The organism is Streptacidiphilus sp. MAP12-33, from assembly GCF_041261265.1.
Taxonomy (GTDB): Bacteria; Actinomycetota; Actinomycetes; order Streptomycetales; family Streptomycetaceae; genus Streptacidiphilus.
The window spans coordinates 169,417-188,153 of the sequence record NZ_JBGCCA010000012.1; the positions used below are offsets into that span (position 1 = coordinate 169,417).

Annotated in this window: 18 protein-coding genes; 17 read left to right on the forward strand and 1 reads right to left on the reverse strand. The window is 71.2% G+C overall.

From position 1 onward, the window contains the following. Positions 1-9 precede the first annotated feature (9 nt). A complete protein-coding gene (locus ABH931_RS14825; RefSeq protein ID WP_370113219.1) occupies positions 10-810 on the forward strand; it encodes an SDR family NAD(P)-dependent oxidoreductase in 801 nt (266 codons plus the stop codon). Positions 811-881: 71 nt separating this feature from the next. Continuing rightward, the gene (locus ABH931_RS14830) at positions 882-1,547 is read left to right on the forward strand and encodes a hypothetical protein (protein WP_370113221.1); all 666 of its coding nucleotides are present in this window, start codon (positions 882-884) and stop codon (positions 1,545-1,547) included. Between the two features lie 77 nt (positions 1,548-1,624). Here the strand turns inward: ABH931_RS14830 and ABH931_RS14835 are convergent, their stop codons facing one another. Continuing rightward, positions 1,625-2,128: a transcriptional regulator gene (locus ABH931_RS14835; RefSeq protein ID WP_037606436.1), complete on the reverse strand. Its 504-nt coding sequence runs from the start codon at positions 2,126-2,128 to the stop codon at positions 1,625-1,627. A gap of 381 nt (positions 2,129-2,509) precedes the next feature. On the opposite strand from ABH931_RS14835, the gene pyrR reads away from it, so the two are divergent. The 15 genes from pyrR (at position 2,510) to metK (ending at position 18,577) form a co-directional block, all read left to right on the forward strand. Next, on the forward strand, positions 2,510-3,067 hold the full coding sequence (pyrR, locus tag ABH931_RS14840; RefSeq protein ID WP_370113223.1) for a bifunctional pyr operon transcriptional regulator/uracil phosphoribosyltransferase PyrR: 558 nt from the start codon (positions 2,510-2,512) through the stop codon (positions 3,065-3,067). Then, positions 3,064-4,047 (forward strand): aspartate carbamoyltransferase catalytic subunit, encoded by a 984-nt coding sequence (locus ABH931_RS14845; RefSeq protein ID WP_370113225.1) that lies wholly within the window; start codon positions 3,064-3,066, stop codon positions 4,045-4,047. Before pyrR ends, ABH931_RS14845 begins: the two co-directional genes overlap by 4 nt. Then, on the forward strand, positions 4,044-5,330 hold the full coding sequence (locus ABH931_RS14850; protein ID WP_370113227.1) for a dihydroorotase: 1,287 nt from the start codon (positions 4,044-4,046) through the stop codon (positions 5,328-5,330). Before ABH931_RS14845 ends, ABH931_RS14850 begins: the two co-directional genes overlap by 4 nt. Beyond that, positions 5,327-5,920 carry a hypothetical protein gene (locus tag ABH931_RS14855; protein ID WP_370113228.1) on the forward strand — a complete coding sequence of 198 codons (594 nt, stop codon included), beginning with the start codon at positions 5,327-5,329 and terminating at the stop codon, positions 5,918-5,920. The genes ABH931_RS14850 and ABH931_RS14855 overlap by 4 nt, the downstream gene beginning before the upstream one ends. Further along, on the forward strand, positions 5,920-7,101 hold the full coding sequence (carA, locus tag ABH931_RS14860) for a glutamine-hydrolyzing carbamoyl-phosphate synthase small subunit (RefSeq protein WP_370113261.1): 1,182 nt from the start codon (positions 5,920-5,922) through the stop codon (positions 7,099-7,101). The genes ABH931_RS14855 and carA overlap by 1 nt, the downstream gene beginning before the upstream one ends. Beyond that, positions 7,094-10,399: a carbamoyl-phosphate synthase large subunit gene (gene carB / locus ABH931_RS14865; RefSeq protein ID WP_370113230.1), complete on the forward strand. Its 3,306-nt coding sequence runs from the start codon at positions 7,094-7,096 to the stop codon at positions 10,397-10,399. The genes carA and carB overlap by 8 nt, the downstream gene beginning before the upstream one ends. Before the next feature lie 153 nt (positions 10,400-10,552). Further along, the gene (locus ABH931_RS14870; RefSeq protein WP_370113231.1) at positions 10,553-11,650 is read left to right on the forward strand and encodes a quinone-dependent dihydroorotate dehydrogenase; all 1,098 of its coding nucleotides are present in this window, start codon (positions 10,553-10,555) and stop codon (positions 11,648-11,650) included. 39 nt (positions 11,651-11,689) lie between these two features. Continuing rightward, positions 11,690-12,541: a dihydroorotate dehydrogenase electron transfer subunit gene (locus ABH931_RS14875; RefSeq protein ID WP_370113233.1), complete on the forward strand. Its 852-nt coding sequence runs from the start codon at positions 11,690-11,692 to the stop codon at positions 12,539-12,541. Position 12,542: 1 nt separating this feature from the next. Next, complete coding sequence (locus tag ABH931_RS14880; RefSeq protein ID WP_370113235.1) at positions 12,543-13,508, forward strand: dihydroorotate dehydrogenase; 966 nt, start codon at positions 12,543-12,545, stop codon at positions 13,506-13,508. A 33-nt stretch (positions 13,509-13,541) separates the two neighbouring features. Further along, positions 13,542-14,372, forward strand: coding sequence for an orotidine-5'-phosphate decarboxylase (gene pyrF / locus ABH931_RS14885; protein ID WP_370113237.1), 831 nt, complete (start codon positions 13,542-13,544; stop codon positions 14,370-14,372). A gap of 243 nt (positions 14,373-14,615) precedes the next feature. Further along, entirely contained in the window at positions 14,616-14,939 is a 324-nt protein-coding gene (gene mihF, locus ABH931_RS14890; protein ID WP_037610072.1) for an integration host factor, actinobacterial type, read from the forward strand. 59 nt (positions 14,940-14,998) lie between these two features. Continuing rightward, on the forward strand, positions 14,999-15,556 hold the full coding sequence (gene gmk, locus ABH931_RS14895) for a guanylate kinase (protein ID WP_370113239.1): 558 nt from the start codon (positions 14,999-15,001) through the stop codon (positions 15,554-15,556). Between the two features lie 37 nt (positions 15,557-15,593). Next, complete coding sequence (rpoZ, locus tag ABH931_RS14900) at positions 15,594-15,863, forward strand: DNA-directed RNA polymerase subunit omega (RefSeq protein WP_042382490.1); 270 nt, start codon at positions 15,594-15,596, stop codon at positions 15,861-15,863. Positions 15,864-15,932: 69 nt separating this feature from the next. After that, the gene (gene coaBC / locus ABH931_RS14905) at positions 15,933-17,180 is read left to right on the forward strand and encodes a bifunctional phosphopantothenoylcysteine decarboxylase/phosphopantothenate--cysteine ligase CoaBC (protein WP_370113241.1); all 1,248 of its coding nucleotides are present in this window, start codon (positions 15,933-15,935) and stop codon (positions 17,178-17,180) included. A gap of 188 nt (positions 17,181-17,368) precedes the next feature. Beyond that, the gene (gene metK / locus ABH931_RS14910) at positions 17,369-18,577 is read left to right on the forward strand and encodes a methionine adenosyltransferase (RefSeq protein ID WP_370113242.1); all 1,209 of its coding nucleotides are present in this window, start codon (positions 17,369-17,371) and stop codon (positions 18,575-18,577) included. Positions 18,578-18,737: the final 160 nt, after the last annotated feature.

The window sequence follows — 18,737 nt, forward strand, 5'->3', positions numbered from 1 at the left end:
GTGAGCGCCATGCGGACTGCACTCATCACCGGCGCCAGCGCCGGCATCGGCGCGGCCTTCGCGCGCCGACTCGCCAAGGACGGCCACGCGCTGGTCCTCGTCGCCCGCGACGAGACCCGGCTGGCGGCGTTCGCCGACGAACTCGCCAAGGAGCACGGCGTTCCCGCCGAGGTGCTCGTGGCCGACCTCGCCACCGACGCGGGCATCGCCGCCGTGGAGGCGCGCCTGACCGACCCGGAGCGCCCGGTCGACCTGCTGGTCAACAACGCCGGGTTCGGTTTCCGCAAGGGCTTCCTCGACGTGCCCGTCGAGGACGAGCTGACGATGGTGAAGGTCCACATCGAGGCCGTGCTGCGGCTCACCCGCGCCGCCGTCCCCGGCATGCGCGAGCGCGGCAAGGGCTACGTCGTCAACGTCGCGTCCGTGGCCGCGTTCGTGCCGCGCGGGTCCTACGGCGCGAGCAAGTCCTGGGTGGTGCAGTTCACCGCCGGGGTCAACCGCGACCTCGCGGGCAGCGGCGTCACCCTGCAGGCGCTCTGCCCCGGCTTCACCCACACCGAGTTCCACCAGCGCGCCGAGATGGACATGTCGCGCGTGGGGGAGTGGATGTGGCTGGATGCCGACTACGTCGTGGACCAGTCCCTGCGCGACCTCGCCCGCGGCAGGTCCATCTGCGTGCCGTCGCGGCGCTACCAGGCGCTGGTCGCGCTCTCCCGCAAGGCGCCGCTGGGGCTGCTTGCGGGCATGTCCACCGGGTTCGGCCGGAGGCCGACAGAGGCGGGAAGCGGGCGCGAGCCCAGGGAGAAGTGAACCCGAACCTCTGGTGATGCGTCGTACGGGCCGCCAGGATGTGCGGCGAGCGAGGTGTCGAACGGGGGGCCATGAGCGAGGTCTACGACGCGGGCGTACCCACCTGCCCCAACTGCGGGCAGGTGGACGAGGTACGAGGGGTGCCCGCGGTCTACCGCGGTGGGATCGACAGGGTGGCGGTGCGGGTGCCGGCCAACGGCGAGCAGCCCGCGCACACCGAGCAGCGCACGGTCACCAGCGCGCTGGCCAAGGCGCTCGCGCCCGCGCCCACCGCGCAGTTCGGCTGGGGCTGTCTGGGGGTGCCGCTGCTGCTGGCGGGGATCGGCTGCTACATCGCCGCGATCGGAGCGGGGCACTGGCGTCACCCGGTCTTCGTGCCGCCGCCGTGCGGTGGCTCGGTCGGGTGCGGCGCAGTGGAGGCGCCCCCGCCGGACTACCTCCCGCACGGCAGCTACGGCGGGCTCGCCTGGCTTGCCGTGGTCCTCTTCGCGTCAGGGGCGACGCTGCTGGTGACGGCCGTCCGGCTGAGCCGGGGGTTCCGGCGGCGGCTGGTCAGGGGCCGCCGACCGGCGGAGGCGGTCTGGTCGCGCGGCTGGTACTGCGGGCGCTGCGGCACCGTCCACTTCCGTCCGGCGGCCGACGTGCCGTCCGGGGCGGTGCAGCTCGGTGAGTTCCGCCGGATCGTGTGGACGGCGGGCGGCTACGGGCATCTGGCGGCGAAGTACCCCGTCGTCTGAACCGGCGGGACGCGAACGGCGGGTTCCCCGAGGGGAACCCGCCGCAACGTTTCTGCTGAGCCCGTGAGGGCGCAGGATCAGACCGCGTCGTCCTCGCGGACCGCGCGGCGCGCGTCCGGGTCGAGGACGCCCCAGCTGATCAGCTGGTCAACCAGCAGCGAGGCCGGCTGGTCGTAGATGACGGCGAGGGTGCGCAGGTCGTCCTGGCGGATCGAGAGCACCTTGCCGTTGTAGTCACCGCGCTGGCTCTGGATGGTCGCCGCGTAGCGCTGCAGCGGACCGGCCTTCTCGGACGGGACCTGGGCCAGGCGCTCCAGGTCCAGCACCAGGCGCGGCGGCGGCTCGGCCGCGCCGCCCGGGGTGCTGCCGGGCAGCAGCTCCTGGACCGGAACGCCGTAGAACTCCGCGAGCTCGGCGAGGCGCTGGACCGTCACCGCGCGGTCGCCGCGCTCGTAGGAGCCGACGACGACGGCCTTCCAGCGGCCCTGGGACTTCTCCTCGACGCCGTGCAGGGAGAGCCCCTGCTGGGTGCGGATCGCGCGCAGCTTGCCGCCAAGCTGTTTCGCGTAGTCGCTGGACAATGTGTCTCCCCGGACGTAAGTGCAAAACAAGTGCTGTTGATCACTGCTCTGCCTGGCCTGTGACGGCCGGGACGGCGCAAACCCCGATACGACACAGGGCGCTTCGTCGCGTGGCCGTAACTGAGTGTGAGGTTACGCAGAGTGATATGCGTTCGTCAAGCCGAACGAGGCACCCGTGCGACCCGCCGGTAACCACGGGCCCCGTCGCAGGTCGGTGGGGGTCCCGGCGCGGCGCCGTGTGATCGCCCTGGTAGGGTTGACGGCGGCTCCCCGACGTGCGCCCGACTCCGACGAGACGGCTCCGGATGCGCGACGGCGGCCCCAACCGTAGACATCCTTTAAGGCCCGTCCAGTGAGGCGGGGAAGGAGGTCGGCTTCGGCATGACCACTGCTGCCCAACGACAGGTGCTGGACCAGGGCGACATCGCCCGCTCCCTCACCCGGATCGCCCACGAGATCGTCGAACGCGCCAAGGGCGCCGACGACGTCGTCCTCCTCGGCATCCCCACCCGCGGCGCCCATCTGGCCCGCCGTCTGCACCGCAAGCTGGCCGAGATCACCGGCCGCGAGCTCCCCGTCGGCACGCTCGACATCACCATGTACCGGGACGACCTGCGGCTGAAGCCCGCCCGCGCCCTGGAGTACACCGAGATCCCGGCCGACGGCATCGACGGCAAGCTCGTCGTCCTGGTCGACGACGTCCTCTTCTCCGGCCGGACCATCCGCGCCGCCCTCGACGCGCTGGCCGACCACGGCCGCCCGCGCGCCGTCCAGCTCGCCGTCCTGGTCGACCGGGGCCACCGCGAGCTGCCCATCCGCGCGGACTACGTGGGCAAGAACCTGCCCACCTCGCTGCGCGAGTCCGTCAAGGTCAAGCTGGACGAGACGGACGGCGTCGACGCGGTCCTGCTCGGCGAGTCGGAAGGCAGTGCCAAGTGAAGCGCCACCTCATCTCCACCGCGGACCTGACCCGCGAGGACGCGCTGCTGATCCTGGACACCGCCGAGCAGATGGCCCAGGTCTCCGCGCGCTCCGTCAAGAAGCTCCCCACCCTGCGCGGCCGGACGATCGTCAACCTCTTCTTCGAGGACTCCACCCGCACCCGCACCTCCTTCGAGGTCGCCGAGAAGCGCCTGTCCGCCGACGTCATCAACTTCTCCGCCAAGGGCTCCTCGGTCTCCAAGGGCGAGAGCCTGAAGGACACCGCGCTGACCCTCCAGGCCATGGGCGCCGACGCGGTGGTCATCCGCCACAGCGCCTCCGGCGCGCCCAAGCTGCTGGCCGACTCCGACTGGCTGCACGGCAGCGTCGTCAACGCCGGTGACGGGACCCACGAGCACCCCACCCAGGCGCTTCTCGACGCCTTCACCATGCGCCGTCACCTCAACCCGGGTGCCGGCCACGACCTCGCCGGCCGCCGGGTCACCATCGTCGGCGACGTGCTGCACAGCCGGGTCGCCCGCTCCAACGTGCACCTGCTGCACACCCTCGGTGCCGAGGTCACCCTGGTGGCCCCGCCGACCCTGATGCCCTTCGGTGTCGAGACCTGGCCCTGCCAGACCAGCTACGACCTGGACGCGGCGCTCACCAAGGCCGACGCGGTGATGATGCTGCGCGTCCAGCGCGAGCGCATGAACGCCGCCTTCTTCCCCACCCAGCGCGAGTACACCCGCCGCTACGGACTGGACGCCCGCCGCCTGGCCCTGATGCCGGAGCACGCGCTGGTCATGCACCCCGGCCCGATGGTCCGCGGCATGGAGATCGAGTCGGACATCGCCGACTCCGCCCGCGCCGTCATCGTGGAGCAGGTCGCCAACGGCGTCAGCGTCCGCATGGCCGTGCTCTACCTGCTGCTCGGCGGCTCAGAGCCCGCGATCACGACTTCTTCCGCGAACACGTCCGAGGAGACCGGCAAGTGAACTACCTGATCCGCAACGCCCGCATCCTCGGCGGGGAGCCGCAGGACATCCGCGTCGCCGACGGCCTCATCGCCGAGATCGGCGCGGGCCTCGCAGCGCGCGACGGCGAGCAGGAGATCGCGGCCGACGGCCTGATCGCCCTGCCCGGCCTCGTCGACCTGCACACCCACCTGCGCGAGCCCGGCCGCGAGGACGCCGAGACCGTGCTCACCGGCACCAAGGCCGCCGCCAAGGGCGGCTTCACCGCCGTCCACGCGATGGCCAACACCTTCCCCGTCGCCGACACCGCCGGTGTCGTCGAGCAGGTGTGGCGCCTGGGCCGCGCGTCCGGCTACTGCGACGTGCAGCCGATCGGCGCCGTCACCGTGGGCCTGGAGGGCAAGCAGCTCGCCGAGCTCGGCGCCATGGCCGACTCCGCCGCGCAGGTGCGGGTCTTCTCCGACGACGGCAAGTGCGTGGACGACGCGGTGATCATGCGCCGCGCGCTGGAGTACGTGAAGGCCTTCGGCGGTGTCGTCGCCCAGCACGCGCAGGAGCCGCGGCTGACCGAGGGCGCCCAGATGAACGAGGGCGTCGTCTCCGGCGAGCTGGGCCTGGCCGGCTGGCCGGCCGTCGCCGAGGAGTCGGTCATCGCCCGCGACGTGCTGCTCGCCGCGCACGTCGGCTCGCGCCTGCACGTCTGCCACCTCTCCACGGCCGGCTCGGTGGAGATCATCCGCTGGGCGAAGTCGAAGGGCTGGGACGTCACCGCCGAGGTGACCCCGCACCACCTGCTGCTGACCGACGAGCTGGTCCGCTCCTACGACGCCGTCTACAAGGTCAACCCGCCGCTGCGCACCGAGGCCGACGTGCTGGCCCTGCGCGAGGCGCTGGCCGACGGCACCATCGACATCGTCGCCACCGACCACGCGCCGCACCCCGCCGAGGACAAGCAGTGCGAGTGGTCCGCGGCCGCGATGGGCATGGTCGGCCTGGAGACGGCGCTCGCCGTCGTCCAGACCGCGATGGTCGACACCGGCCTCATGGGCTGGGCCGAGGTCGCCGAGCGCATGTCCGCCAAGCCCGCCGCGATCAGCGGCATCCCCGGCCACGGCCGTCCCGTCTCGGTGGGCGAACCGGCCAACCTCGTGCTGTTCGATGATCAGTACCGTGGCGCGGTGAACCCGGACTCCTTCGCCAGCCGCAGCCGCAACACCCCCTACCGGGGCATGGACCTGCCCGGACGCGTCGTCGCCACCTTCCTGCGGGGCGAGGCCAAGGTGCTCGACGGTGAGCTCGTATGACCTTCTTTGCTGAGGCGCCGCACTCGGCGCCCGTCACCCACGTGGGTGACCTGATCGGCTGGGTCGTCGGCATCCTGCTCGTCATCGCGCTCGTCTACTGGCTGATGCGCCAGGGCTGGAACTGGCGCAAGACCGTCCAGTCCGGCCTGCCCGAGCCGGCCGCCGTGCCCCCGCGCACGACCGAGCCGATCCTGGAGACCGAGGGCCGCTACGTCGGCACCACCACGGCCGGGAACTGGCTCGACCGCGTCGCCGCGCACCGCCTCGGCGAGCGCAGCCTCGTCGAGCTGACACTCAGTGCCGAGGGCCTGAAGGTGGTCCGTCCGGCCTCGCAGAGCTTCTTCGTTCCGGTGGGCGACCTGCGTGGCGCCCGCCTGGACAAGGGCATCGCGGGCAAGGTCTTCCCCGAGGGCGGCCTGCTGGTGATCACCTGGCAGCTCGGCGACAAGCAGCTCGACACCGGCATCCGGGCCGACCGGTCGAGCGACCACGACAACTGGGTCACCGCGATCGAGGTGCTGATCAAGGCACACGACAAGGTGACCCACACGAACGATTCGAAGAACGACAAGAACGTGGAAGGCGCATGATGACCGCACCGGCATCCACTACGACGAGCCGACGGGGCCCTGCGTCCTTCATTGAGCGCATCCCTGCCGCCTACGTCCTCGAAGACGGCCGCATCTTCCGCGGCCAGGCCTACGGCGCGGTCGGCGAGACCTTCGGCGAGGCCGTGTTCAACACCGGCATGACGGGCTACCAGGAGACCCTGACCGACCCGTCCTACCACCGCCAGATCGTGGCCATGACGGCCCCGCAGATCGGCAACACCGGCGTCAACGACGAGGACCCGGAGAGCGCCCGGATCTGGGTCGCCGGGTACGTCGTGCGCGACCCCAGCCGGATCTCCTCCAACTGGCGCGCCACGCGCTCGCTGGACGAGGAGCTCAAGGCGCAGGGCATCGTCGGCATCAGCGGCATCGACACCCGCGCGCTGACCCGCCACCTGCGCGAGGCGGGCGCCATGCGCGCCGGCATCTTCTCCGGCGACGCGCTGGCCGACGACGCGACCATGCTGGAGCGCGTCCGCCAGGCCCCGCAGATGGAGGGCGCGGACCTGTGCGGCGAGGTCGCCACCGACGCCGTCTACGTCGTCCCGGCCATAGGTGAGAAGAAGTTCACCGTGGCCGCCCTGGACCTGGGCATCAAGGGCATGACGCCGCACCGGATGGCCGAGCGCGGCATCGAGGTGCACGTGCTGCCCGCCAACGCCACCGCCGAGGACGTCTACGCGGTCGGAGAGAACGGCCCCGACGGCGTGTTCTTCAGCAACGGCCCCGGCGACCCGGCCACCGCCGACGGCCAGGTGGCCGTGCTGCGCGAGGTGCTGGGCCGCAAGACGCCGTTCTTCGGCATCTGCTTCGGCAACCAGCTGCTCGGCCGGGCGCTCGGCTTCGGCACCTACAAGCTGAAGTACGGCCACCGCGGCATCAACCAGCCGGTGCAGGACCGCACCACCGGCAAGGTCGAGGTCACCGCGCACAACCACGGCTTCGCCGTGGACGCGCCGCTCGACCGCGTCTCCGAGACGCCGTTCGGCCGCGTCGAGGTCTCGCACGTCTGCCTGAACGACGACGTGGTCGAGGGCCTGCAGTGCCTGGACCAGCCCGCGTTCAGCGTCCAGTACCACCCCGAGGCGGCGGCCGGTCCGCACGACGCCGCCTACCTGTTCGACCGCTTCGTTTCCCTGTTGGAGGGCCAGCGTGCCTAAGCGCACCGACATCCAGTCCGTTCTGGTCATCGGTTCCGGCCCGATCGTCATCGGCCAGGCGGCCGAGTTCGACTACTCCGGTACCCAGGCCTGCCGCGTCCTCAAGGCCGAGGGCCTGCGCGTCATCCTGGTCAACTCGAACCCGGCCACGATCATGACCGACCCGGAGATCGCCGACGCGACCTACGTCGAGCCGATCACCCCCGAGTTCGTCGAGAAGATCATCGCCAAGGAGCGCCCCGACGCCCTCCTGCCGACCCTGGGCGGCCAGACCGCGCTCAACACCGCGATCTCGCTGGCCGAGGCCGGGACGCTGGAGAAGTACGGCGTCGAGCTGATCGGCGCCAACGTCGAGGCGATCAACAAGGGCGAGGACCGCCAGCTGTTCAAGCAGGTCGTCGAGGCCGTCAAGGCCAAGATCGGCCACGGCGAGTCGGCCCGCTCGGTCATCTGCCACTCGATGGAGGACGTCCTCGCGGGCGTCGAGACGCTCGGTGGCTACCCCGTCGTCGTCCGCCCCTCCTTCACCATGGGCGGCGCCGGCTCCGGCTTCGCCCACGACGAGGAGGACCTGCGCCGCATCGCCGGCCAGGGCCTGACGCTCTCGCCGACCACCGAGGTGCTCCTGGAGGAGTCCATCCTCGGCTGGAAGGAGTACGAGCTGGAGCTGATGCGCGACAAGCACGACAACGTCGTGGTCGTCTGCTCCATCGAGAACTTCGACCCGATGGGCGTCCACACCGGTGACTCGATCACCGTCGCCCCGTCGATGACGCTGACCGACCGCGAGTACCAGACCCTGCGCGACATCGGCATCGCCGTCATCCGCGAGGTCGGCGTCGACACCGGCGGCTGCAACATCCAGTTCGCGATCAACCCGAACGACGGCCGGATCATCGTCATCGAGATGAACCCGCGCGTCTCGCGCTCCTCGGCGCTGGCGTCGAAGGCGACCGGCTTCCCGATCGCCAAGATCGCGGCCAAGCTCGCCGTCGGCTACACCCTCGACGAGATCCCGAACGACATCACCGAGGAGACCCCGGCCTCCTTCGAGCCGAGCCTCGACTACGTCGTGGTCAAGGTCCCGCGCTTCGCGTTCGAGAAGTTCCCCTCCGCCGACGCCACGCTCACCACGACCATGAAGTCGGTCGGCGAGGCCATGGCGCTGGGCCGCAACTTCCCCGAGGCGCTGAACAAGGCGCTGCGCTCGCTGGAGAAGAAGGGCTCGCAGTTCGACTTCGTCTCCGAGGTCGGCGACAAGGCCGAGCTGCTGGCCAAGGCCGCGATCCCGACCGACGGCCGGATCAACACCGTCATGGACGCGATCCGCGCCGGCGCCACCGCGGAGGAGGTCTTCGAGTCCACGAAGATCGACCCGTGGTTCGTCGACCAGCTCTTCCTGATCCACGAGATCGCCGAGGAGCTCGCCGAGGCCGAGAAGCTCGACCCGGAGCTGCTGCGTCACGCGAAGCGCCACGGCTTCTCCGACCAGCAGATCGGTGAGATCCGCGGCCTGCGCACCGACGTCGTGCGCGAGGTCCGGCACGCGCTGGGCATCCGCCCGGTCTACAAGACGGTCGACACCTGCGCCGCCGAGTTCGCCGCGAAGACCCCGTACTTCTACTCGTCCTACGACGAGGAGACCGAGGTCGCCTCGCGCACCAAGCCCGCCGTGATCATCCTGGGCTCCGGCCCGAACCGCATCGGCCAGGGCATCGAGTTCGACTACTCCTGCGTCCACGCCTCCTTCGCGCTCAGCGACGCGGGCTACGAGACCGTGATGGTCAACTGCAACCCGGAGACCGTCTCCACCGACTACGACACCTCCGACCGCCTGTACTTCGAGCCGCTGACGCTCGAGGACGTGCTGGAGATCGTCCACGCCGAGGAGCAGGCCGGTCCGGTCGCCGGTGTGCTGGTGCAGCTCGGCGGCCAGACCCCGCTGGGTCTCGCCCAGGCGCTCAAGGACAACGGCGTCACCATCGTCGGCACCTCGCCCGAGGCGATCCACCTCGCCGAGGAGCGCGGCGCGTTCGGCCGGGTGCTGGTCGAGGCCGGTCTGCCGGCGCCGAAGCACGGCACCGCCTTCTCCTTCGAGGAGGCCAAGAAGATCGCCGACGAGATCGGCTACCCGGTCCTGGCCCGCCCGTCCTACGTGCTGGGCGGCCGTGGCATGGAGATCGTCTACGACGAGCCCTCGCTCGCGGACTACCTCAAGCGCCACGCCGGTCTGATCTCCGAGCACCCGGTGCTGATCGACCGCTTCCTCGACGACGCGATCGAGATCGACGTCGACGCCCTGTTCGACGGCGAGGAGCTCTACCTCGGCGGCGTCATGGAGCACATCGAGGAGGCCGGCATCCACTCCGGCGACTCGGCGTGTGCACTGCCCCCGATCACGCTGGGCGGCTACGACATCAAGCGCCTGCGCGCGGCCACCGAGGCCATCGCGCGGGGCGTGGGTGTGCGCGGCCTGATCAACATCCAGTTCGCCATGGCCGGGGACATCCTCTACGTGCTGGAGGCCAACCCGCGTGCCTCGCGCACGGTCCCGTTCACCTCCAAGGCCACGGCGGTCCCGCTGGCCAAGGCGGCGGCCCGGATCTCGCTGGGCGCGTCCATCGCGGACCTGCGCGGCGAGGGCCTGCTGCCCAAGGAGGGCGACGGCGGCACGCTGCCGCTGGACGCGCCGGTGGCCGTCAAGGAGGCCGTGATGCCGTGGTCGCGCTTCCGCGACATCCACGGCCGCGGCGTCGACACCGTGCTCGGCCCGGAGATGCGCTCGACCGGTGAGGTCATGGGCATCGACTCCGTCTTCGGCACGGCCTACGCCAAGTCGCAGGCGGGCGCGTACGGCGCGCTGCCGAACTCGGGCCGCGTGTTCGTCTCGGTGGCCAACCGCGACAAGCGCAACCTGGTCTTCCCGGCGCGCGCCCTGGTCGGCCTCGGCTTCGAGATCCTCGCGACGAGCGGCACCGCGGAGGTGCTGCACCGCAACGGCATCGATGCGACGATCGTGCGCAAGCACAGCGAGGGCGAGGGCCCCGCGGGCGAGAAGACGATCGTCCAGATGATCCACGACGGGGAGATCGACCTGATCATCAACACCCCGTTCGGCACCGGCTCGCGCCTCGACGGCTACGAGATCCGCACGGCCGCTGTCGCGCGGTCCGTGCCGTGCCTCACCACGGTCCAGGCGATGGGCGCGGCGGTCCAGGGCATCGACGCGCTGCGGGGCGGGAGCGTGGGCGTGCGCAGCCTGCAGGAGCACGCCGCTGCACTGAACGCATCGCGGTAGTTGCACTATCAGGGGCGCGAGGAACTGCGCGGGCAACCACCCTGTGGGGATGGCCCTGCTCGCTCGGGGACTCACCACATCGGGTGGCTTGTCGCGCAGTTCCTCGCGCCCCTCACGCTTGCAACGTCCCCTTTGATGTAAGGCCTAGGTCTCGTGTACAAGCTGTTCTTCAACCTTGTCTTCAAGCGGCTGGACCCCGAGAAGGCGCACCACCTCGCGTTCTTCTGGATCCGGCTGGCTGCCTCGGTCCCCGGACTGCGGAACCTCGTGGCAGCGGTCCTGGCTCCCCAGGACCCGAAGCTCCGCACCAAGGCCCTGGGCCTGGACCTGCCGGGCCCCTTCGGGCTCGCCGCCGGGTTCGACAAGAACGCCGTCGGGATCGACGGGCTGACGATGCTCGGGTTCGACTACGTCGAGATCGGGACCGTCACCGCGCAGGCGCAGCCGGGGAACCCCACCCCGCGGCTGTTCCGGCTGATCGAGGACCGCGCGCTCATCAACCGGATGGGCTTCAACAACGAGGGCTCCGCCGCCGTCGCGGCGCGCCTCGCGGCCCGGCCGAAGGCGTCCAAGGCCGTCGTCGGTGTCAACATCGGCAAGACCAAGGTCGTCCGCGAGGCTGAGGCCGTCGCCGACTACGTCACCTCGACCGAGCGACTCGCGCGTCACGCCGACTACTTCGTGGTCAACGTCAGCTCGCCGAACACCCCCGGCCTGCGCAACCTCCAGGCCGTGGACCAGCTGCGCCCGCTGCTCAGCGCCGTCCGGCAGACGCTCGACGCCCACACCACGGGCCACGTCCCGCTGCTGGTGAAGATCGCGCCCGACCTCGCCGACGCCGACGTCGACGCCGTCGCGGACCTCGCGCTGGAGCTCCGGCTCGACGGGATCATCGCCACCAACACCACCATCGGCCGTGAGGGTCTGCGCTCCGACGCCGCCAAGGTGGAGGGCATCGGCGCCGGCGGCCTCTCCGGGGCTCCTCTCAAGGCCCGTGCCAACGAGGTGCTGGAGCGGCTGTACGCGCGGACCGAGGGGCGGATCACGCTGGTCGCCGTCGGCGGCATCGAGACCGCCGAGGACGCGTGGCAGCGGATCCTCGCCGGGGCGTCGCTGGTCCAGGGCTACTCGGCGTTCATCTACGAGGGTCCGTTCTGGTGCCGTCGCGTTCACAGGGGACTTTCGTCCCTGCTGGCGGCCAGTCCGTATGCGACGCTGGGGGACGCGGTCGGCGCTGCTGCCCGCCGCTGACGACAACCACGGGCTCCGACTGAGAGGCGAGCAGGCACGATGGCGCACCCGGTGCAACGGCAGGCCGAGATCGTGGAGCTGTCGCCGGTGGGTGCCTACCACCGGCTCGTGCTGCGGGCGGAGGGGATCGCGGAGCGGGTGCTGCCCGGTCATTTCGCCGCGCTCGCCGTGGACCGTGCCGACGGCTCGCTGCTGCTGCGCCGGGCCTTCTCGATCCACCGGGCCGACCCGGCGGCAGCCACCATCGAGGTGGTCTTCGCCGAAGCCGGAGCCGGCACCCGGGCGCTGGCCCGGCAGCGGGTCGGCGACACCGTCGACGTCGTGGCGCCGCTCGGCAACGCCTTTCCCGTCCCGACCGGGCCCGCCTCCGCGCTGATGGTGGCTGGCGGCTACGGCAGCGCGCCGCTCTTCGGCCTGGCCGACCGGATCACCGAACAGGGCGGATCGGTCGGCTTCATCCTGGGCGCCGCCACCGGCGACCGCCTCTTCGGCGTCGAGCAGGCCAAGGCGCTCACCCCCGACGTGCTGGTGACCACGGACGACGGCAGCTTCGGCATACGGGGTCAGGTCACCCTGCCGCTCACCGAGGCGATGCGGGCCATAGAGGCCCGCGTCGTCTACGCCTGCGGGCCGATGGGCATGCTCAGGGCCGTCGCCGAGGTCTGCGGCCGCGAGGGCGTGCGTTGCTTCACCGCCGTGGAGGAGGCGATGGCCTGCGGCGTCGGAGTCTGCATGACGTGTGTCCTGCCGGTGGTGGGGGAGGACGGCGTGAGCCGGTTCGTGCGGTCCTGCGTGGACGGCCCGTGCTTCGACGGCTCGCGGGTGCGCTGGGACGACATCGGGACCGTTCCGGCCGATCTCGAGGGCGCCGCCGCGATGGGAGGGCTGTGAGATGAACGCCATCGATCCCGAGTCCGTGGACCTGACCGCGCCCTTCGGCGCCGGGACCCTGCCCAACCCGGTCAGCACCGCCTCCGGCTGCGCGGGCTACGGTCGTGAGCTGGCCAAGTTCCTGCCGCTGGCGGAGCTCGGCTCGATCACCACCAAGACGATCATGCCCTACCCGCGCTCCGGCCGCGCCACGCCGCGCATGGCGGAGACGCCCAGCGGCATGCTCAACGGCATCGGCCTTCAGGGCTCGGGCATCGAGCACTTCGTCGAGCAGGAACTGCCGTGGCTGGCCGAGCGCGGCGCGCGGGTGCTGGTCTCGGTCGCGGGGGAGCGGGTCGAGGAGTTCGCCGAGTGCGCGCGGGCGCTGAACGGGCAGCCGGGCGTGGTCGGGGTGGAGGTCAACATCTCCTGCCCCAACGTCGACAACCGCGGCCTGGTCTTCGCCGCCAACCCGGCCACCTCCCACGACGTCGTCCAGGCCGTGCGCGAGGTCGCCGATCCCGCCCTGCCCGTCTACGCCAAGCTCACCCCCGACGTCACCTCCGTCACCGACATCGCCAAGGCCTGCGTCCGCGCGGGCGCCGACGGACTGTCGATGATCAACACACTGCTCGGGATCGTCATCGACACCGACACGCTGCGCCCGCACCTGGCCGGGACGACCGGCGGGCTCTCCGGCCCGGCGATCAGGCCGGTCGCGGTCCGCTGCGTCTACGAGGTCCACGCCGCGATGCGGGCCGGGCAGTTCGCCGCCGTGCCGATCCTCGGCATGGGCGGCATCCGCACCGGGCGCGACGCGCTGGAGTTCGTCCTCGCGGGCGCCTCCGGCGTCGCGGTCGGCACCGCGGTCTTCAACGACCCCACGGCGCCCCTGCGCGTCCTGGACGAACTGCGCGAGGCCCTCGCCGCGCGCGGCTTCGCCAAGCTGACGGACGCCGTCGGCCTGGCCCATCACCTGAACCACTGAACGAACCGCTGAGAAGAAGAAGAGGAACCAGAGATGACCTTCGGAGCCCGGCTGCGCCAGGCCATGGACGACCGCGGCCAGCTGTGCGTCGGCATCGACCCGCACGCCTCGCTGCTGAGCGCCTGGGGTCTGGGTGACGACGTGGCCGGTCTGGAGCGCTTCTCGCGGACCGTGGTGGAGGCGCTGGCGGACCGCGTCGCGGTGCTGAAGCCGCAGGCGGCCTTCTTCGAGCGGTTCGGCAGCCGCGGCGTGGCGGTGCTGGAGCGGTCCGTGGCCGAGGCCCGCGCGGCCGGGGCCCTGGTGGTCATGGACGCCAAGCGCGGCGACATCGGCTCGACCATGGCCGCCTACTCCGAGGCCTTCCTCGCCGAGTCCAGCCCGCTCTTCTCCGACGCGCTGACGGTCTCGCCCTACCTGGGCTTCGGTTCCCTCCGGCCCGCCGTCGACCTGGCCCGCAAGAACGGCTGCGGCCTGTTCGCGCTCGCCCTCACCTCCAACCCCGAGGGCGCCTCGGTGCAGCGCGCCCTGGCCGCCGGGGGCCGGACGGTCGCGCAGTCGATCCTGGACCAGCTGGCCGCCGAGAACGCGGGCGCCGCGCCGCTCGGCTCCTTCGGCGCCGTGGTCGGCGCCACGCTGAGCGACGTGGACGAGGCGGACCTGGCGATCAACGGCCCCCTGCTGGCCCCGGGCGTCGGCGCCCAGGGCGCGACGATGGCGGACATCCCGCGGGTCTTCGGTGCCTCCGCCCGCAATGTCGTGCCCAGCGTCTCGCGGGACGTCCTCAAGCACGGCCCGTCCGTGCCGGCGCTCCGCGAGGCCGCCGAGCGCTTCGTCGAGGAGATCCGGGCCGCTCTTCCGGCGTGAAGATGTCGTGAACGGGCGGTGAGGGCGCTGAGCTGCGCGTTCGCCGTCTGTTCCGTTTTGCACCGAAAAATCCGCACCGATCGGACGGGAAGCGGTCCTGAGCAGGACTTTTCTGCTCTTTTCCCTGACGAAAGGCCTGAACAGCGGTAGGGTCCGGGCCATAGGTTCAGTTCGGGAGCTCGCTCCCCCTCTGACCTGGCACAAAGTCCTGTTCCATTCATTCGAAGTACTGAGGTGAACGGCGTGGCACTTCCGCCCCTTACCCCTGAGCAGCGCACGGCTGCGCTCGCCAAGGCAGCTGAGGCTCGCCGGGAGCGCGCCGAGATCAAGAACCGGCTCAAGCACAGCGGCGCTTCCCTGCACGAGGTCATCAAGGCAGGCCAGGAGAACGACGTCATCGGCAAGATGAAGGTCTCCGCCCTGCTGGAGTCCCTTCCGGGCGTCGGCAAGGTCCGGGCCAAGCAGATCATGGAGCGTCTCGGCATCTCCGAGTCGCGCCGGGTCCGCGGCCTGGGCACGAACCAGATCGCCTCGCTGGAGCGTGAGTTCGGCGGCGCTGTCTCCTGACCCACGGCTGATGTCCACCGGTGGTTCGAGAACCCGCCAGGTTCCTGGATAATCGGTACATGAGTGAACGTCCGCGGCTGACCGTGCTCTCCGGCCCCTCCGGGGTCGGCAAGAGCACGGTCGTCGCTCATATGCGCAAGGCACACCCCGAGGTCTGGCTCTCCGTCTCCTGCACCACCCGCAAGCCGCGGCCCGGGGAGCAGCACGGCGTCCAGTACCACTTCGTCGACGACGACCAGTTCGACAAGCTGATCGCCAACGGTGAGCTGCTCGAGTGGGCGACCTTCGCCGGCAACCGCTACGGCACGCCGCGGGCCGAGGTGCTGCGCCGGCTGGAGTCCGGCGAGCCGGTCCTGCTGGAGATCGACCTGCAGGGCGCGCGCCAGGTGCGCGAGTCCATGCCGGAGGCGCAGCTGGTCTTCCTCGCGCCGCCCTCCTGGGAGGAGCTGGTCCGCCGCCTGACCGGGCGCGGCACGGAATCCGCCGAGGTCATCGAGGAGCGGCTGGCCCAGGCGCGGGTGGAGCTCGCGGCCGAGGCCGAGTTCGACACGACCCTTGTCAACACCTCCGTCGAGGATGTAGCGGCCGAGCTGCTAGCCTTGATGCGCGTAGTCTGATCTTTTTGGTCTTTTCATTCGTTCGGAAGGTTTCCGCGTGTCCTCTTCGATGACAGCGCCCGAAGGCATCATCAACCCGCCGATCGATGAGCTGCTCGAGGCCACCGACTCCAAGTACAGCCTGGTGATCTACGCGGCCAAGCGCGCGCGTCAGATCAACGCCTACTACTCCCAGCTGGGCGAGGGCCTGCTGGAGTACGTCGGCCCGCTCGTCGACACCCACGTGCACGAGAAGCCGCTGTCGATCGCGCTGCGCGAGATCAACGCCGGTATGCTCACCGCCGAGGCCGTCGAGGCGCCGCAGTAGTCGGAGCCGGGCCCAGGGGCTTGGACGCCGCGGAACGTCGGATCAACCCGACGCTCCGCGGCGTTTTTCATGTGCAGCAGTGCCTTCGTCGAGCGGGAGTGGGTCGGGGTGTCCGGTAAGAACGTGGTCCTCGGGGTCAGCGGCGGGATCGCCGCCTACAAGGCGTGCGAGCTGCTGCGCCGCTTCACGGAGTCGGGACACTCGGTCCGCGTCGTGCCGACCGAGTCGGCCCTGCACTTCGTCGGCGCGGCCACCTGGTCCGCGCTCTCCGGTCAGCCGGTCTCCACCGAAGTGTGGGAGAGCGTGCACGAGGTGCCGCACGTCCGCATCGGGCAGCACGCGGACCTGGTCGTGGTCGCCCCGGCGACGGCCGACATGCTGGCCAAGGCCGCCCACGGGCTCGCCGACGACCTGCTCACCAACACCCTGCTGACCGCCCGCTGCCCGGTCGTCTTCGCACCCGCCATGCACACCGAGATGTGGGAGCACCCGGCCACCCAGGAGAACGTCGCCACGCTGCGCCGCCGCGGCGCCGTCGTGATCGAGCCCGCCGTGGGCCGGCTCACCGGCGTCGACACCGGCAAGGGCCGCTTCCCCGAGCCGGCGGCGATCTTCGAGCTGTGCCGCCGGGTGCTCGACCGCGGTACCGGTGTCACGGCCGCCGACCTGGCCGGCCGGCACGTCGTGGTCTCGGCCGGCGGCACCCGCGAGCCGCTGGACCCGGTGCGGTTCCTCGGCAACATCTCCTCCGGCCGCCAGGGCTACGCCATCGCCGCCGTCGCGGCCGCGCGCGGCGCCAAGGTGACGCTGGTCGCCGCGAACACCGAGCTGCCCGACCCGGCCGGGGTGGACGTGGTCCGCGTCGGCACCGCGCTGGAGCTGCGGCAGGCGGTGCTGGGCGCCGCCGAGACCGCGGACGCGGTGGTGATGGCGGCGGCCGTCGCCGACTTCCGGCCGGCGGCCTTCGCCGCGCAGAAGATCAAGAAGGTCGAGGGCGTGGAACCGGCCCCCGTCGCGCTGGTCCGCAACCCCGACGTGCTCGCGGAGATCTCCGCCGAGCGGCGGCGTCCGGGCCAGATCGTCGTCGGCTTCGCCGCCGAGACCAACGACGCTCTCGTCAACGGCCGGGCCAAGCTCGCCCGCAAGAAGTGCGACCTGCTGGTCGTCAACGAGGTCGGCGAGGACCGGGCCTTCGGCAGCGCCAACAACGAGGCCGTGGTGCTCGGCGCCGACGGTTCCGAGACGCCCGTTCCCTACGGGCCCAAGGCGGCGCTGGCGGACCTGCTGTGGGATCTCGTGGCTGTCCGATTCGCCTGATCGGTCGGGGAATCGCACCTTTCTGCGGCGCCCCGTACCCGAAAGGTGATCCACAACATGAGACCGGATGGACGTACCCCGCGTTCAGTTCGTTACACTCCGGACAGTAGTTCTCCAAGTCTTTCCGGACCGCCGGGCAATCCCGCCCGACCGGTTCAGTCAGCAGCCGCTGCAACCCAGGGAGCGCTGTGTCTCGCCGCCTGTTCACCTCCGAGTCCGTGACCGAAGGTCACCCGGACAAGATCGCTGACCAGATCAGCGACACCATCCTCGACGCCCTGCTGAAGGACGACCCGTCCTCGCGTGTCGCCGTCGAGACGCTGATCACCACCGGTCAGGTCCACGTCGCGGGGGAGGTGACCACCGCGGCGTACGCGCCGATCGCGCAGCTGGTGCGCGACAAGATCCTGGAGATCGGTTACGACTCCTCCAAGAAGGGCTTCGACGGCGCGTCCTGCGGCGTCTCGGTCTCCATCGGCGCGCAGTCCCCGGACATCGCCCAGGGTGTCGACAGCGCCTACGAGAACCGCGTCGAGGGCGACGAGGACGAGCTGGACAAGCAGGGTGCCGGCGACCAGGGCCTGATGTTCGGCTACGCGTGCGACGACACGCCCGAGCTGATGCCGCTGCCGATCTACCTGGCGCACCGCCTGTCGTTCCGCCTCTCCGAGGTGCGCAAGAACGGGACCATCCCCTACCTGCGTCCCGACGGCAAGACCCAGGTCACCATCGAGTACGACGGCGACAAGGCCGTGCGTCTGGACACCGTCGTGGTCTCCTCGCAGCACGCGTCCGACATCGACCTGGACTCGCTGCTGACTCCGGACATCCGCGAGTTCGTCGTGGAGCCGGAGCTCAAGGCGCTGGCCGAGCGCGGCATCGAGCTGACCGTCGAGGGTTACCGCCTGCTGGTCAACCCGACCGGCCGCTTCGAGATCGGCGGCCCGATGGGCGACGCCGGTCTGACCGGCCGCAAGATCATCATCGACACCTACGGCGGCATGGCCCGCCACGGCGGCGGCGCGTTCTCCGGCAAGGACCCGTCCAAGGTCGACCGCTCCGCCGCGTACGCGATGCGCTGGGTCGCCAAGAACATCGTCGCGGCCGGTCTGGCCACGCGCGCCGAGGTCCAGGTCGCCTACGCGATCGGCAAGGCCGAGCCCGTCGGCCTGTTCGTCGAGACCTTCGGCACCGAGACCGCGCCGGTCCTGAAGATCCAGGAGGCGGTGACCAAGGTCTTCGACCTGCGTCCGGCCGCCATCATCCGGGATCTGGACCTGCTGCGCCCGATCTACTCCCAGACCGCCGCCTACGGCCACTTCGGCCGTGAGCTGCCGGACTTCACCTGGGAGCGCACCGACCGCGTCGAGGCCCTGAAGAAGGCCGTCGCGGAGTAGTCAGCGGTACCACCCGAGAGGGGTGGGGGGGGGGGGGCCCGCCCCCCCCCCCCCCCGGGGGGGGGGCCCCGGGGGGGGGGGCCCCCCCCGGGGCGGCGCCGGCCCGGCCCGCCCCCCGCGGGCGGCGGCCCCCCCGGCGCGCCGGCCCCGGCGGGGGCCC